A 16,240-nucleotide genomic window follows, 5' to 3' on the forward strand; every position below is an offset into this window, starting at 1 on the left:
GGGCATGAGATCGGATGAGAGATCGCGCGACGACCGTGGGCCGTGGCACACACGCCACGACCGACACTGCCGCGCGTCACGTGAGTGCGTCATTCCTCGGTGACGTCGCCGCGCGGCAGCTGGCCCGCGACATCGACCCCGATCGGCTGTTCCTCCTGGTGGACCTCGCAAGCGACGGAGTACGCATCACGACCGTCGATCCGATGACGGCGACGACGGTGGGGGAGCAGACCAGGTCGACCATCCGGCCGCCGGAGCTCGACCGTCTCCTGGCCGCACATCTCGTCGGCATCGGGCGGGTGGCATCGCCGACCACCGAGGCATCGGCCACCCAGCTGGTCGAACTCGCCGCTCGCGCACGGGCGAGGCTCTCGACCGCCGAGAACACGTTCATGGTCGGCAGGGGCCACGTGCGATTCTTCCGAGTCGGCCGCAGCGACCTCGCCGACGCGACCGCGATCCGGGCCACCGAGATGGCCCGATTGTGTCTGGATGCGGCGAACGAGGCGCCGTCCCCGGTCAGCTCGGTGGTCGTCGCACCCGGCCATGACGCCTGGCCCGGGCTGCCCGCGATGCTCGGTCAGCGTCTGGCCGCACCCGTGGTGACCGTCGAACCCCCGGGCGCGCGAGGGGCAGACCGAGCGCACGCGAACCGGATTGGTCGCAGGACGATGGCGCCGACGTCCGGACGCCGATCGGATGATGTCCCGGCGGGGCCGCACGGCTCGGACCCGGGCCGGGCCGATCCGAGTGCCGTGTCACCGAGTTTGCCTGCACCGAGTCTGCCTGCACCGAGCCGGGAGTCGGAAGGCGCGCCGGGATCTTTCGGGTCCCCTGACGCCGAGACCGACTCCGCGGATGACGCGATCACCGCGCCGATCCCACGTGTCGGCCTGTTGCTGGACTGGCCCGACGATGATCCGATCCCGGCGGATGGCCCGTTGCCGATCCCGATCGCGGCATTGTCGACGGATCAGTCGCCCGGCTGGGGGCAACACGATGCCGCGCCGCGGCTGCTCGTCGGCATCGTCGTGATGTGCGCGATCATCGGGATCGTCACCGCGGCATCCATCGCGTTGATCGGGCCGCGGGAGGACAGCGATGCTCCGCCCGCTCTCGCCGACGGCACCTCGTCGGCGTCTGCGGTGGCTCCCACCTACGCCGATCCCGCGGATCTCGCGGTGGCGCGGCTTCCCGCGGTGCGGTACGTCCCGCCGCCGCCACCGCCGGAGTCGGCATCGACGTCGGATTCGGGCTCTGGCTCGGGCTCGACAGGCTCCCCACCGGCGCGGCAACGGCCGCAGAGTCGTCAGCCCGCACCTGCGCCCGCACCGGCGCTGCCCCCTGTGCCGGCTCCGCCCGCGCTGCCGCCTCCGCGGGTCATCCCCAATCCGATCCCGGGCCTGCCGCCCATCGTGCTGCCGTTCTAGTGGGGCGAACCCGTTGTCGTGCTCACTGATTCGCGGGATGGTGGGACTCGACAGCCGACTGTCGTGCCCGGACCAGGTACTCGCTGAGCTGCCGGGACAGGTCGCGGTCGAGTGCGCGATCGAGCGCGTTGTGCGCCGAAACCGAACCGGCCCTGCGTAATTCACTGAGAAGTTCTGTGGCCCATTCGGATTCGGCCGTGCTCTGGGGGAGCCAGCCGTCCTCGTGACCCTCGGTGACCGCTCGCCGTCCAGCCGAGATCACGATCTCGGCGACCGCGGCCATCTCCCGATCGAGGCGCCCGTGAACCTCGAGGATGCCGCTCAGCGGTAGCCCCAGCCGTACCAGTCGTCCGTACGCGGAGACGGTCTCCTGGTCGAGGATGGTGTAGCGGTCGGGATGGGCGTCGCTGCCCTGCGGCTCGATCAACCCGTATTCGGCCAACCGCTCGAAGTGGGCCGGGTTCCCCGAGTTGAGCAGTTCCTTGAGGTCTTCGGCGGACACCACCGTCGATGTCGCCGTCGACCACGGCTCGGACACGACCTCTTCGAGGCCGAGTACCTCGGCGAGGTTCTCGCCACGCTGCAGGCCGGAGAAGAACTCGCCGATGTGCCGAATGGTGAAGCCGCGTTTGAGCAGGTCGTTGATCACCTTGAGGCGTGCGAGGTGCGAGTCGGTGTAGATCGCGATACGGCCCCGACGGAGCGGTCGGGGCAGCAGCCCGCGGTCCTGGTAACCACGCACATTTCGGGTGGTGGTGCCGGCGGCGCGCGCGAGATCGTCGATCCGGTATTCGGTCACCGCGACATTCTCCCAGATGGTCGGCGCTCATCGGATCGGCTCCCGGATGCCGATCGATTGTCCGCACCTTTGGGAACCGGGGGGCTCACGTGGTTTGTTCGGTGGCTTCGCCCTTCGTGACGCTTCCTCGCAGGCTCGGAGGCTCCTCAGGGATCGGGGGTTACATTCGGCCTGCGGAAACCCGCTCCCTGAGGAGCGAGCTTGCGAGTCCCTCGCTCCCTGAGGAGCGAGCTCGCGAGTCCCTCGCTCCCTGAGGAGCGAGCTCGCGAGTCCCTCGCTCCCTGAGGAGCGAGCTCGCGAGTCCCTCGCTGCCTGAGGAGCGAGCTCGCGAGTCCCTCGCTGCCTGAGGAGCGAGCTCGCGAGCGTCACGAAGGGCCTGCCCGCCGGATCAGGCTGCGATTCCCCGGGCGACCAAGGTCAGCAATTTCTCGAAGTTGGCGGCCGGATCGACGAACGGGGGATGCGCTGACGTCAACTCCAGGCTCACCGCGCCGTGCACACACGCCCAGACCTGGGCGGCGAGTTCCAGGGCGTCGCCGTCCATGATCACACCGGCGGCCTGCCCGTACCGGATGATGTCGGCGAGGACCAGGAAAGCGTCGGCGGCCACCTCGTCGTCGGGGTGGCACTCCGTGGAGAACATGAGTTCGTACAGGGTCGGGTTGGCCAGCGCGAACGCCCGGTAGTTGCGCCCGCTGGTGGTCAGTCGCACCGAGGCATCGGAATCGGTGGCCGCCACGCGCGTGGCGAACTCGCGGAAACCGTCGGTGACCACCGCGTTGAGTAGCCCGTCCTTGCCGTCGAAATGGTTGTAGACGCCCATCGGGGCGACCCCTGCCTCGGTGGCCACCGCACGCACGGTCAACGCGGCTTCGCCCTCGCGTTCGAGCAACCGTCGACCTGCGGAGATGAGGTTTGCGCGGACCTCGGTGGCGGGTGTCCGGGGATTCTTCACTGGCGACATGTTGACAAGTGTACTAGGACGGCGTTCTACTAGATTAGAACAACGTACTACAACGGTGTGACGACGTTCCAATCCACTTCATGAGGAGAAGGTCATGAGAACTCGTTGGCTCGCCCTGGCGGCCCTGTGCTTTGCGGAATTACTCGTGATGGTCGACAACACGATCGTCAACGTCGCGCTGCCGACCATGGCTCGCGACCTCGATGCCGGGATCTCCGGCCTCCAATGGATCGTTGACGCGTACACCCTGGTGTTCGCCGGGCTGTTGCTGACCGGCGGATATCTGGGCGACCGGTTCGGCCATCGACGGATGCTGCTGACCGGCATCGCCGGCTTCGCGGCGGTCTCCGCGCTGGCCGCATCGTCGCAGACCCTGGGCCAGTTGATCGCGGCCCGCGGCGGTCTGGGGCTGTTCGCGGCACTGGTCTTCCCGGCGACCCTGGCGATCATCATCTCGATCTTCGTCGAACCCAGACAGCGCGCCGCCGCGGTCGGGGTCTGGGCCGCGACGTCGGGCATCGCGGTCGCCATCGGTCCCGTGCTCGGCGGGTGGCTGCTCGAACACTATTCGTGGGCCTCGGTGTTCTGGGTGAACCTCCCGGTGGCGGCGATGGCGGTGGTCGCGATCGTGCTGGTGGTGCCCGGCACACGTCCGGAGCGGGTGTCGCGGTTCGACGCCGTCGGCCTGCTGCTGTCCATCGTCGGCCTCGGGTTGCTCACCTACTCGGTGATCGAGGGCCCGAACTTCGGGTGGGCAGATCCCCGCACCATCGGTGGACTCGTCATCGCCGCGATCGGGTTGGGATTGTTCGCGTGGCGTGAGCTGACCGTCGAGCACCCGATCCTCAACATCCGACTGTTCGCCAACCGGCATTTCGCCACCGCGGCCGGCATGATCAGCGTGGCATTCTTCGCGCTGTTCGGCTTCATCTTCCTCATCACCCAGTTCTTCCAGGCGGTCAAGGGTTACGGGCCGTTCGAGGCCGGTCTGCGGACCCTGCCCTTCGCGATCGTGATGGCGGTGTTCTCGCCGATCGCCATGGCGTGCTCGCATCGGTTCGGTCCGCGGATGGTCGCGGTCGTCGGTGCCCTGCTGATGTCGGGTGGGTTCGCACTCGTCGAGGTGTCCTCGCGATCGTCGGGTTATTGGGAACTCATCGTCTGGTCGATGTCCCTGATGGCGATGGGCCTGGCATTCATCTCGGGTCCGTGCACCCAGGTGATCATGGACGCACTGGAACCCGAACAGGCCGGCGCGGGTTCGGCGGTCAACGACACGACCCGCGAGATCGGCGGCACCCTGGGTGTCGCGGTGCTGGGTTCCGTGCTGACCTCGGTCTACACCTCGGGAGTCGGCGACCGGCTCGCGGCCATCGGGCTACCGCGGACGGTGACCGGTATCGCCGAGGAATCGGTCATGTCGGGGGTCGAGGTGGCTCACCGCGCACCCGCGTTCGTGAGCGAGCAGGTACGCGTCGCCGTGCAGGACGTGTTCGTCGACGGCCTGCACAGTGCGGTCTGGGTCGCGGTCGCGGTCACCGCGGCCGCTGCGATCGCCGCGGCATATCTGTTGCGGGGAGCGAGCGGCGGCCGCAGCGCGGCTCCCGACCCCGACGCCGATCCCGCGTTCGCGGCGGAGGTTACCTCCGCCGCCGGCTGACATGCGGATATCCCAGGGCGGTCGGGCGTGGCCCTACCCGCCCTGGGATGTCGGCGGCCGGACGATCCTGCGGCGCGCACCGAGCCGGGACACCCAGGGGGTGAACCGGTAGATGCGGTAGCCGATCTTGGCCTCGGGGGTCACCGGGACGACCGCCCGGTTGGCCACCAGGGCCCGCACGATGTCGCGGGCCACCTTGTCGGGGGTGAATCCTCGTCGGCGGTACAGGCGATCGAGTCGTTCCTGTTCGGCGGCCTCGGCCTCGGGAGCCAGACCCGCGATCGGGGAGGTGCTGACGATGTTGGTGTCCACGATCCCGGGACAGATCGCGGTCACTCCGATCCGGTGCTCGGCCAACTCCGCCCGCAGGGACTCGGAGAACAGCAGCACCCCGGCCTTCGAGGCCGAGTAGATACCGAGTCCGCGCTGCGGGGTGAACGCCGCCGCCGACGCCACGTTCACGATGTGGCCGCCCACGCCGCGGTCCACCATCTGGCGTCCGAAGGCGCGACTGCCCGAGATGACACCACGCAGGTTCACGTCCAGCAGATGATCGACCTGCTCGTCGGTGGCCTCCAGCGCATCGCCGCCCAGGCCGATCCCGGCGTTGTTGATCACGATGTCGGCCACCCCGTGCGTGGCCTTCACCTGCTCGGCGAAGTCGGTGACCGCGCCGACGTCCGACACGTCCACGCGATATCCGGTCGCCCGCGCGCCGGCTGCACGACAATGCCGCGCCGTCTCGTCCGCGGCCGCGGCATCGATGTCGGCGACGACGATCTCGCAACCCAGTTCGGCCAGCGTGTACGCGGTCTCGCGGCCGATGCCGCTGCCCGCGCCGGTCACCACGGCCAGGTGCCCGGTCACCGGCGTCGGGCCGCCGACGAGGCGCGCCCGGCCGACCGTGTCCGGCCGGGCGGCGTTGCCGTGCTCGTGCAGCTCGATGAACTCGCGGGCACACTGCGCCAGATAGTCGGGATGCGCGTACGGCAACCAGTGACCTGTCGGGGTCTGCCGGCGCCACAGCTTCGCCGCGTGCCGCCGCGTGTTCACGAAGATCGTCGGTCGCAGCGCGACGTCGCGCGTGTTGACGAGTTCCAGCACGGGCACCGACGTCGGACGGGGGTGTGGCGGCCGCCGACGTCGGCTCAGGTTGGCGCGGTAGTACCGCAGCCCCGACACCGCATCGCGACGAAACGTCGGGCCGAGGACGATCTGGTCGCGGTTGACGCCTTCGGTACGGCCGACGAACCATCGCCATCGTCGCGGCGAGAGCGCAACGCCGACCAGCACGTCGGACAGTCCCGGGATCTTGAACAGCCGCGCGTACAGGGAGCAGAGCTGCTGCGCGGTCAGGTCGCGCAGGCTGCGCGGGGTGGGTCGGCGGCGACGCTCGGTGAACCACTCGTCCAGGTAGTCGAGGTTCGGCCCGGACACCGAGACGAACGATGCGATCCGGTCCGCGATGCCGGGCGTCGTCACCGCCTCCCACGACTGGACCGACCCCCAGTCGTGCGCCACGACGTGCACGGGATGATTCGGGCTGACGGCGTCGGCGACCGCACGCAGGTCCGCCGCGAGGTGATCGAGGCGATAGGCCTCCACGTGGCCGGGGCGGTCGCTCTCCCCATAGCCGCGGGTGTCGTAGGCGTAGACGTCGAAGTGTTCGGCGAGGATCGGGGCGACGTGGGTCCACAGGTGGTGGGTGTCCGGCCAGCCGTGCACCAGCAGCACGGTCGGGCGTCGGTTGCCGATCTGGTCATCGCCGGTCGTGGGCGCGGCGCGCGGTGAGGTCGCCGCGAAGACGGCCAGACGCACCCCGTTGCCGTCGATGATCTGTCGGTGCCAGTCGTTCACTCTCGGTCCTCCCCAGGCCAGGTGTGATTTGTATTACAACGAAGCTGGTGTGTGGCGGCCGCCATTGTCCGCGCCGGCGCCCGTCGGTGCTGTTCACGGGGCCAGGACGAGGTGACGGTCAGCGCACCGATGCGTCTCGGATCGGTCTCCTCCGAATCGATTGATGCCCGAGTTCCCAGCTTCGGGTGATATGCGTATACGGGCAATGTAGATGAACGAGTTGAAGCGTTGAGAGTCAGTGCGTCGGGGGTCGCGCGTCAGCGGTAATGCAACAGCGCTAATGCAGTAGTGGAGAACACCAGCGATGTCCGACCCCAACCGCGCGGGCGATCCCGGCCCCGTGGCGATCAGGCCGCGTAATGTCACCTTCGACTTACGCGGGATCCCGTTGCACTGGATCCCCGGACATCCCGTCGCGTCGAACTTCATCAGCTCCCTCAACATGCTGCTTCCCGAGGGTGAGCGATGGTTCGTCAAAGCCTTCGGTGAAGCCCTCGAGTACGTCGACGACGACGAATTGCGCGAGCAGATGCGCGGCTTCATCGGGCAAGAGGCGAAACACGCGCATGTCCACGACGACCTGCAGTCGGGATTCCTGCGGGAGCACGGCATCGATGCCACGCCATTCCAGGAACAGATGGAGTGGGTCTTCCGTATCGTGCTCGGACCCCGTCCGGGGCTGTCGGACCGGCGGCGTCGCAAGCGCCTGATCGCCCGGCTCTGGATCATCGCGGCCGTCGAGCACTTCACCGCGGTCTTCGGCGACTTCGCCCTGAACAGCGAGTGGGACGAGGCCGGCGCGGCCCCCGAACTCTGCGAGCTGTACCGATGGCACGGGGCCGAAGAAGTCGAGCACCGGTCGGTTGCGCACGACGTCGCGACCTATTTCGGTGACAGCTATCTCCGCCGGGTGTGGGCGATGGCGGTGGCCTTCCCGCTGCTCATGTCGATCCTCGTGCGCGGCACCCACTACATCAATCACCACGATCCGGATGCGCCGACCTCGGAGATCAAGCTGTGGCGGATGGGGCTGGCCGATTCCCGGGTCGGGCTGTTGCCGGGAGCACGTCACTTCGGCTCGACGTTGCTGGCCTACCTGCGCCCCGGCTATCGACCCGAGGACATCGGTTCGACGGCCCAGGCGGTCGCATTCCTGGCCTCGTCGCCGGCTGCCCGGGCGGCGGCGTGAGGTTCGGCCGACAGTCGACGACGCCGACGACGCCGGGTCATCTCTACGGACAGGCCCGCGCCGACTACGCGATGGTGTCCACCCGGTGGTTGGTCGGCGCGTGGATGCGGTTGTGGGAGCAGACCTATCGCTACCAGACCCGCGAGACGGGCCCGTCGAGGCTCGACGTCGAGGTGGCCGCACGAACCGAGGTCGCTGACGACGGCAGCGTCGTCGAGGTGGCGTTGCGATCACGGTCCGGCGACCCACTGCCGCACTGGTCCGCCGGCGCGCACATCCGCGTACTCCTGCCGTCCGGCCGGGTCCGCGAGTACTCGCTGTGCGGCAGTCTGTCCGACACCGCGCACTACCGGATCGCCGTGCGTCGTCTGTCGGAGAACGGTGCGTCGGCCGAGGTGCACGGGCTGGACGTCGGCGATCATGTGCGCATCACCCGCCCCAGCAACGCATTTCCGCTGGCGTTGCCCGGGCACGGGTCCACCGCGTCGTCACTGCACTTCATCGCCGGCGGTATCGGCATCACGCCGATCCTCCCGATGATCGAGACCGCTGAACGCCATGGGGTGCGGTGGTCGCTGACCTACGTCGGACGCACCCGTGACTCGCTGGCCTTCCTGGACCGCCTCGCACACTACGGCGATCGCGTGGTGGTCCGCACCGACGACGAGCGCGGCGTGCCCACCCCCGCGGAACTTCTCGACGGCGTCGGCACCGACACCGCGCTCTACTGTTGCGGGCCGACCGCGCTGACCGACACGCTGCTGGCCGAGCCGGAGATGTCGGCACGCTGCGGCGAGCTGCATTTCGAACGATTCAGCCTGCCGCGCAGCGGTGGTCGCGAGTTCACCGTGACGATCGGCTCGGACGAACGCAGCGTGGCCGTGTCGGGCGACGAGTCGATGCTCGCCGCCCTGGAACGGGCCATGCCGTCGATCACCTACTCGTGCCGGCAGGGATTCTGTGGGACCTGCAAGCTGCGTGTGGTCGACGGCGACATCGAGCACGCCGATACGGTGTTGACCGATCACGAACGCGGCGACGGCTACATGCTGCCATGCGTGTCACGCGCATCCGGCGACAAGCTGGTCATCGACCTCTGAGGCGATCAGTGCCGACCCCGGCGCGGATCACTGCCGGTAGGACGACAGGAAGTTGCCGATGCGTTCGATCGCCTCGCCCAGATCGCGAGACCAGGGCAGCGTGACGATCCGGAAATGATTGTGGTCGGTGAGGTTGAACCCGGTGCCCTGCACCACCAGGATCTTCTCCTGCAGCAGTAGATCCTGGACGAAGAGTTCGTCGTTGTGGATCTCGTGCACATTCGGGTCCAGGCGGGGAAAGGCGTACAACGCTCCCATCGGTTTCACGCAGCTGACGCCGGGGATCTGATTGATCTTCTCCCACGTGACGTTGCGCTGCTCGAAGAGGCGGCCACCGGGCGCGACGAGGGCGTCGATGCTCTGATAGCCACCGAGTGCCACCTGGATCGCATGCTGGCCGGGCACGTTGGAACACAATCGCGTCGAGGCCAGTATGCCGAGGCCTTCGATGAATCCCTTGGCATGATCCTTGGGTCCGGTCAGCACGAGCCAGCCGGCGCGGTAACCGCAGACCCGATAGGCCTTCGACAGCCCGTTGAACGTCAGGCAGAGCAGATCCGGCGCCAGCGATGCGACGTTGATGTGCTCGGCGTCGTCGTAGAGGATCTTGTCGTAGATCTCGTCGGCCATGATCAGCAGTGAGTGCCGCCGGGCGAGGTCGACGAGTTGTTCGAGCACCTCGCGGGAGTAGACCGCGCCGGTCGGGTTGTTGGGGTTGATGATGACGATCGCCTTGGTGCGGTCGGTGATCTTCGACGCGATGTCGTCGACGTCGGGGTTCCAGCCGTTTTCCTCGTCGCACCGGTAGTGCACGGGACGTCCACCAGACAGCGATGTCATGGCCGTCCACAGCGGGTAGTCGGGGGCCGGGATCAGCACCTCGTCGCCGTCGTTGAGCAGCGCCTGCATCGTCATCGTGATCAGCTCGGACACGCCGTTACCGAGGATCACGTCGTCGACGTCGAAGTAGGGGAAGTCGGGGATCAGCTCATAGCGGGTCACCACGGCACGGCGGGCCGACAGCACACCCGCGGACTCCGAATAGCCCTGGGAATAAGGCAATGCGTGGATCATGTCGCGCATGATCACGTCGGGTGCCTCGAACCCGAAGAGCGCCGGATTGCCGATGTTGAGCTTGAGGATCCGGTGACCCTCGGACTCCAGGCGTGCCGCATGCGCGTGCACCGGTCCCCTGATCTCGTAGCACACGTTCTGCAGCTTCTGGGACTGCTCGAGTGGCTTGAGGTTCTGGTTCAGGTGCGATACATGCGGTCTACTCACGAGTTCAATTGTGACAGCACTGCACAAACAGGTTTTTCGCCCCCGGCCTTCGCGTCCACCGAGCGCGCTTGCGGTGTCGAGGGCGCCCGGATAGACGTCGACCGCGCCCCGGTCGGAGCGCGGTCGACGTGACGGTTGCCGGTCAGCGGTGGCCGGGCCGCTTCTTCCCGGCGGCGATGCCGAATCCCTTGGCCTTCGACGCGCCGGTCTCGCTGATGGTGCGATCCGGTGAGCCGTTGGGTGAGGATGCCGGTTCCTCTGCGGGCGCTGAGGTTTCGGACTCGCTCGACGCGTGCGCGGGTTCACTCGGCGTGGAAGCGGGCTCGCTCGACGCACTTTCGGGCTCGCTCGACACCTGCTCCGGCTCGCTCACCGGCTCCGGTTCCGGCGCGGGAGCGGCCGGAGCCGACTTACCGATGCCACCCGGCCGCTTCTTGCCGGCCGCCATGCCGAATCCCTTGGCCTTCGCGGGCTTCTCCTCGGTGACCGCCGCCGCAGACGGCTCGCTCGCCGCCGCAGCGGGCTCGGCCGGCGCGGCTTCTGGCTCCGCCGGCGCAGCTGCCGCAGGCGGTGCGGACGCAGGCGGGGCTGAGCTCGCCGGGGCCGCCGACGCGGCAGGTGCCTTCGCAGCGCCCGGCCGCTTCTTGCCCGCGGCCATGCCGAATCCCTTGGCCTTGCCGGCCTTGGCCTCGGTCGCTGCTGCGGCGGGGGCGGATTCGGTGTCGGCGGTCGGGGCGGCCTCCGGAGCGGACTCCGTTTCGGCGACCTTGTTCTCCGCCGGTGCGGTGACCCCGGCCTCGGGTGCCGCTGCATTGGACGTGGCGGCGCCGGGGCGCTTGGCCTTGCCCATGCCGAATCCCTTGGCAGCAGGCTTCTTCTCCGCTGCTGCGGATTCGACGGCCGGCGAGGATTCGGTCTCGGCGGGCGCCGGTGCGGCCGATCCGCCGTCGGCCGGCGCGGCTTCGGTCTTCGCCGCGCCCGGCTTCTTGGCCTTGCTGCCCATGCCGAATCCCTTGGCGGCAGGCTTCTTCTCTGCCGGTGCTGCTTCGGGAGTGGCCTCGGCGGGCTTCTCGGCCGGTGCGGCCGGAGCTTCGGTCTTGGCCGTGGTGCCGGGCTTCTTGCCGCCCTTCATGCCCAGCCCGACCTTCGGCTTCGGCTTGGCCTCGGTAGCGGTCGCGGTTGCGGTGGCCGCCGCCGCGGCAGCCGCCGCGGGCTCGGGTTCCGCCGCTTCGGCCGGTTCGGGCTCGGCGGAGGTCGGCACCGACGCCGGTCCGAGATAGCGTCCCCCGCGCTGGACCTGGGGAGCACCGCGCGTCACCGACTCGAGCAGCAGCTGCGCGACGTCGACGACCTCGATCTTGCCCTCGCTCTCGGTGCCGCTGGTCCGCGCGGTCACGCCGTCGGTGAGCATCACGCGGCAGAACGGACAACCCGTCGCGACCTTCTTGGGCGCATCGCCGTTGAGTGACCCGAGAGTGTCGAGCGCTTCGTCGACCCGGTCGAGGTTGATGCGTTTACCGATCTGCTCTTCCATCCACATGCGCGCACCGCCGGCGCCACAGCACATGGACCGCTCGCCGTGACGAGGCATCTCGGTCAGCTGAGATCCGGATGCGCCCATCAACTCACGCGGCGCGTCGTAGACCTTGTTGTGCCGGCCCAGGTAGCACGGGTCGTGGTAGGTGACACCCTCGCCGAGCGGCGCGACCGGAACCAGACGCTTCTCCCGGACCAGCCGGTTGAGCAGCTGCGTGTGGTGGACGACCTCGTACTTCGCGCCCAGCTGCGGGTACTCGTTGCCCAGCGCGTTGAAGCAGTGTGCGCAGGTGACGACGATCTTCTTGCGCTGGCTCGGTGCCGTGGAGAACACCTCGCCGAGCATCTCGATGTTCTGCTGCGCCAACATCTGGAACAGAAACTCGTTACCGGCGCGGCGAGCCGAGTCGCCGGTACAGGTCTCGCCCTCACCGAGAACGAGGAAGTTCACCGCGGCGATGTCGAGCAACTCGGCGACGGCCTTGGTGGTCTTCTTCGCGCGGTCCTCGTAGGCACCCGCGCAGCCGACCCAGAACAGGTACTCGAAGCCCTCGAACGTCTCGACGTCCTTGCCGAACACCGGGATGTCGATGTCCATCTCGTCGATCCAGTTGGTGCGGGCCGACGCGTTCTGTCCCCAGGGGTTGCCCTTGTTCTCCAGGTTCTTGAACATGCCGGCGAGCTCGGTCGGGAAGTCCGACTCGATCAGCACCTGGTAGCGACGCATGTCGATGATGTGGTCGACGTGTTCGATGTCGACGGGGCACTGCTCGACGCACGCACCGCAGGTCGTGCAGCTCCACAGGGTCTCGGTGTCGATGACCGCCCCGAGCGCGTCGGGATCGAACTCGCCGTCGACGGGCGTGGCGCCGTCGAGGGCGCCCTTGCTCTCCCCGACGAGCTTGCGGGCCGCCTCGGCACGGGCGGACTCGGGGATCCTGGCGAGCTTGGCCTCGTCCGGGTTGCCGTCGGCGTCGACCAGCCCGATCTCGTCCCCGCCCATGTCCTTGCGGCCGCCGGCCATCAGGTAGGGCGCCTTGGCCTGCGCGTGATCGCGCAGCGACATGATCAGCAGCTTCGGCGACAATGGCTTGCCGGTGTTCCACGCGGGGCACTGGCTCTGGCAACGCCCACACTCGGTACAGGTGGTGAAGTCCAGCCAGCCCTTCCAGGAGAAGTCCTCGGCCTTGCCGGCGCCGAACGCATCGACATCCGGGTCGGCGGTCTCCATGTCCAGGACAACGCCGTTGCTCATCATCGGCTTGGCGGCGCCGAGCGCGACGCCACCGTCCTGCTCACGCTTGAAGTAGATGTTGAAGAACGCCGCGAACCGGTGCCACGCCACGCCCCAGTCGATGTTCAGGCCGACCACGGCCAACCAGACCATGCCGCTCATCAGCTTGATCACCGCGGCGGCGGTCACCCAGTACTCCGATGACCCGTCGAAGAGCATGGCGAAGTAGTGGGTGAAGAACGACGTCCAGACCGGTGGGTCCTCGAGACCCGAAGAGATCTTGAACGTCTTGACGAAGATCATGCCCAGACCCTCGAGCAGGACGACCCACTCGACGAAGTAGGCGGCCCCGAAGCGTGAGCCGCTGAACCGGGACAGCCGTTCGGGAACGCGCGGGTGATTCAGCTGGCGGATCACCATCAGGACGAGGATGCCGATGACCGTGCCGAGACCGAGGAGTTCGTCGGCGAAGATGTAGACGTTCCACGCGCCGATGACCGGCCAGTGGAAGTCGGGGTCGAAGATCTGTCCGTATGCCTCGAACCAGAGGATGAAGCCGGCCAGGAAGCCGACCATCACCAGCCAGTGGGCCCAGCCGACCGTGCGGAACTTCACCATCCGCGTGTGCGCGATGAATTCCTTGATCATCGTCCACAGGCGCGGGAAGAACGGCCAGAAGCGGGAACTGTCGACGCGCTGCCCCTGCGCGATGGAACGGACCATCGTCCATACGCCACGCAGGAACAGAGCCCAACAGAAGAGACTGATTACAGCGGCTAGTGTGCCGATGGTGATCGTCGTGGCATTCACGGCGTCACGGCCCCTCTCTAGATCGTCGCCGACCCATTTGCGCAGGGTTGAGCGCACGTGGGCCGACGTGTACTACAGGTAACCGTAGTTCCTCGGCAGCGGATACCGCTGCCAAGGATTGCCTAACTAATGCTCGGTCCCGCAGAGTGGTCAACCCGCATCGTACCCACGAGTAACTTACTCGCCAGTCAGGAAGCGTGTCTGCGCCACCGATGTGCGCAGCATCACCTTCATTTGCTTTATGTGATCTGCGAGATTGGGCGTCTGTTTCGGTGTCGATCATTTGATGGATGAAAACCACCGAAAGGCGTCTCGTGGTAACGCGTCCGACATATTCGCGACCGTCGGGACGCCCGATGGGAAACTGACTTCAGATTCTTCTTTTGGTTCGCAAAGCGAAAATTTGCGGACCGACACCCCAGGCCCCAACATTGGCGTTGAACTGCGACGCAGGCAGTGAACCCCCGCTCAATCAGTACCCGCTGGGAGGCTGCCTTGGGTGCTACACGTCTCTTCATCGTCCGGATAATCGCCATTCTTGTCGTTTCCTTCGGTTTCGCCTACATATTCTGGCGATGGAGCGAAACGATTGCGTGGAATGCGTGGTGGATCGCCGTTCCATTGGCCATTGCCGAAACGTACAGTTTGTCCGAATCGGTGTTGTTCTCTTTTCTGGTGTGGAATGCGCGGCGTCGTGATTCTCCGCCGCCGGCGCCACCTGGCGTCACGGTCGACGTCTTCATCACCACCTACAACGAGCCCCTCGAACTCGTCACGGCAACCGCAGTCGCCGCCCGTGACATGTATCACCCGCATTCCACGTGGATCCTCGACGACGGCGACCGCGAGGAGTTCCGCCTCGCCGCGCATGAGCTCGGCGTCGGATACATCACCCGGGGCGAGGAGTGGGCGGGGCGCCAACGGTTCGCCAAGGCCGGCAACATCAACAACGCGCTGTTCCGGACGCAGGGTGAGTTCGTCGCCATCCTCGACGCCGACCAGGTTCCCACACCCGAATTCCTCGACAAGGTCCTCGGCTACTTCGCCGACGACGCGGTCGCATTCGTCCAGACTCCGCAGTATTTCTGGAACGTCCCGGACGCCGATCCGCTCGGAAGCCAGGCCGAACTCTTCTACGGCCCGATCCAGCAGGGCAAAGACGGGTGGGGAGCGGCGTTCTTCTGTGGATCGAATGCGGTACTGCGGCGCGAGGCGCTGATGGCGCTCGGTCTCAAGGCGTACTCACGCGGCGTGGACCAACACGGTCGCCGGGCGGTGCGCGAGCACCGGGCCCGCCTCGAGGACATGATCAACGACGCCGGTCCGCAGTCGCCGCTGCGCCGACCGCTCGAAGACGCCCACACGGCAGTGCGGCTGGCGCAGGGCATGTTGCGTCGCGGCCATCCCGCTGGTGAGGTCGCCTTCGAACTCCAGATGCGGGTCCATGAGGTCCTGGAGACCAACCCGTGGCTGCCCGACGAGGTGGTCGACGACATGAAGGCGCTGGCCACCGCGGTCGAGGTGACCCGAATCGATCAGGCCCTGGCGATCCAGCCGATCAACACGGCCAGCGTCACCGAGGACATGGCCACGGCCATGCACCTGCACGCGATGGGGTGGGAGAGCGTCTACCACCACGAGGTCCTCGTCGAGGGCCTGGCACCTGATGATCTGCGGACGATGTTGGTCCAGCGACAGCGCTGGGCCACGGGCTCGATGCAGGTCTTCTTCGCCAACAACCCGCTGTTCCAGCCGGGCCTGACCCTCGCGCAGCGACTGATGTACCTCGCCACGATGACGTCCTATCTCAACGGATTCGCCGCGGTGGTGTACATCGTCGCTCCGATCATCTTCCTGTGCACCGGGGTGTTCCCGATGGAGGCGCTGCCCCTGGACTTCTTCGCGCGGTTCATCCCGTTCTTCGTCGCCTGCCAGTTGCTCTTCCTGATCGCCGGGCATCGGTCGCGGGGCCTGTGGCGAGGGCAGCAGATCTCGTTCGCACTGTTCCCCACGTGGATCGCGGCCACCCTGTCCGCGGCCGCGGCGGTGTTCCTGCGCCGCCACATCACGTTCTCGGTCACCCCGAAGGTGCGTGCCGAGGCGCGTGTCGACTATCGACCCATCGCGATCCAGATCACCGCGATGATCGCGTTGGTGGTCGCGTGTGGTGTCGGGCTGCTGCGGTGGTCGGGCGGCAGTGCCGACACGTTCCCCACGTTCCTGTCCTTCGGGTGGGTTCTGCTCGACCTCCTGCTGCTCGTCGCGGTGATCCGGGCGGCCCATTACCGCCCGAGCGAGGACGCGGAGCCGGCCGAATTCGAGCCTGAAGTGAGTCATGCGACCGTCACGACTCGATGATCGAACCGGCCGAGTGGCCTCG

General features: G+C 67.4%; 10 protein-coding genes. 5 read left to right on the forward strand and 5 right to left on the reverse strand.

Annotated elements, in window-relative coordinates:
• Positions 1 to 80: 80 nt before the first annotated feature.
• Positions 81 to 1,430, forward strand: a complete 1,350-nt coding sequence (locus AC4AMJ_RS27910) for a hypothetical protein (RefSeq protein ID WP_489916185.1) — start codon at positions 81 to 83, stop codon at positions 1,428 to 1,430.
• Between the two features lie 22 nt (positions 1,431 to 1,452).
• Here the strand turns inward: AC4AMJ_RS27910 and AC4AMJ_RS27915 are convergent, their stop codons facing one another.
• Positions 1,453 to 2,229, reverse strand: a complete 777-nt coding sequence (locus AC4AMJ_RS27915) for a MerR family transcriptional regulator (protein WP_489916187.1) — start codon at positions 2,227 to 2,229, stop codon at positions 1,453 to 1,455.
• 388 nt (positions 2,230 to 2,617) lie between these two features.
• Entirely contained in the window at positions 2,618 to 3,193 is a 576-nt protein-coding gene (locus AC4AMJ_RS27920; protein WP_489897857.1) for a TetR/AcrR family transcriptional regulator, read from the reverse strand.
• Between the two features lie 94 nt (positions 3,194 to 3,287).
• On the opposite strand from AC4AMJ_RS27920, the gene AC4AMJ_RS27925 reads away from it, so the two are divergent.
• Positions 3,288 to 4,853 (forward strand): DHA2 family efflux MFS transporter permease subunit, encoded by a 1,566-nt coding sequence (locus tag AC4AMJ_RS27925; RefSeq protein WP_489916189.1) that lies wholly within the window; start codon positions 3,288 to 3,290, stop codon positions 4,851 to 4,853.
• A gap of 33 nt (positions 4,854 to 4,886) precedes the next feature.
• Here AC4AMJ_RS27925 and AC4AMJ_RS27930 read toward each other — a convergent pair whose 3' ends face one another.
• Positions 4,887 to 6,710, reverse strand: a complete 1,824-nt coding sequence (locus AC4AMJ_RS27930; RefSeq protein WP_489916191.1) for an SDR family oxidoreductase — start codon at positions 6,708 to 6,710, stop codon at positions 4,887 to 4,889.
• A 304-nt stretch (positions 6,711 to 7,014) separates the two neighbouring features.
• Here AC4AMJ_RS27930 and AC4AMJ_RS27935 point away from each other — a divergent pair, with 304 nt between their 5' ends.
• Together AC4AMJ_RS27935 and AC4AMJ_RS27940 are read left to right on the forward strand one after the other, a co-directional pair.
• The gene (locus AC4AMJ_RS27935) at positions 7,015 to 7,899 is read left to right on the forward strand and encodes a metal-dependent hydrolase (protein WP_489897854.1); all 885 of its coding nucleotides are present in this window, start codon (positions 7,015 to 7,017) and stop codon (positions 7,897 to 7,899) included.
• Entirely contained in the window at positions 7,896 to 8,999 is a 1,104-nt protein-coding gene (locus tag AC4AMJ_RS27940) for a PDR/VanB family oxidoreductase (RefSeq protein ID WP_489916193.1), read from the forward strand. Before AC4AMJ_RS27935 ends, AC4AMJ_RS27940 begins: the two co-directional genes overlap by 4 nt.
• 27 nt (positions 9,000 to 9,026) lie before the next feature.
• Here AC4AMJ_RS27940 and AC4AMJ_RS27945 read toward each other — a convergent pair whose 3' ends face one another.
• Together AC4AMJ_RS27945 and AC4AMJ_RS27950 are read right to left on the reverse strand one after the other, a co-directional pair.
• A complete protein-coding gene (locus AC4AMJ_RS27945) occupies positions 9,027 to 10,280 on the reverse strand; it encodes a pyridoxal phosphate-dependent aminotransferase (RefSeq protein WP_489897852.1) in 1,254 nt (417 codons plus the stop codon).
• Positions 10,281 to 10,422: 142 nt separating this feature from the next.
• Positions 10,423 to 13,860, reverse strand: coding sequence for a (Fe-S)-binding protein (locus AC4AMJ_RS27950; protein ID WP_489916195.1), 3,438 nt, complete (start codon positions 13,858 to 13,860; stop codon positions 10,423 to 10,425).
• Positions 13,861 to 14,517: 657 nt separating this feature from the next.
• Here AC4AMJ_RS27950 and AC4AMJ_RS27955 point away from each other — a divergent pair.
• Positions 14,518 to 16,218 carry a glycosyltransferase family 2 protein gene (locus AC4AMJ_RS27955; protein WP_489916197.1) on the forward strand — a complete coding sequence of 567 codons (1,701 nt, stop codon included), beginning with the start codon at positions 14,518 to 14,520 and terminating at the stop codon, positions 16,216 to 16,218.
• The last annotated feature ends 22 nt before the right edge of the window (positions 16,219 to 16,240 follow it).

This window comes from Gordonia sp. LMA484, assembly GCF_058129505.1.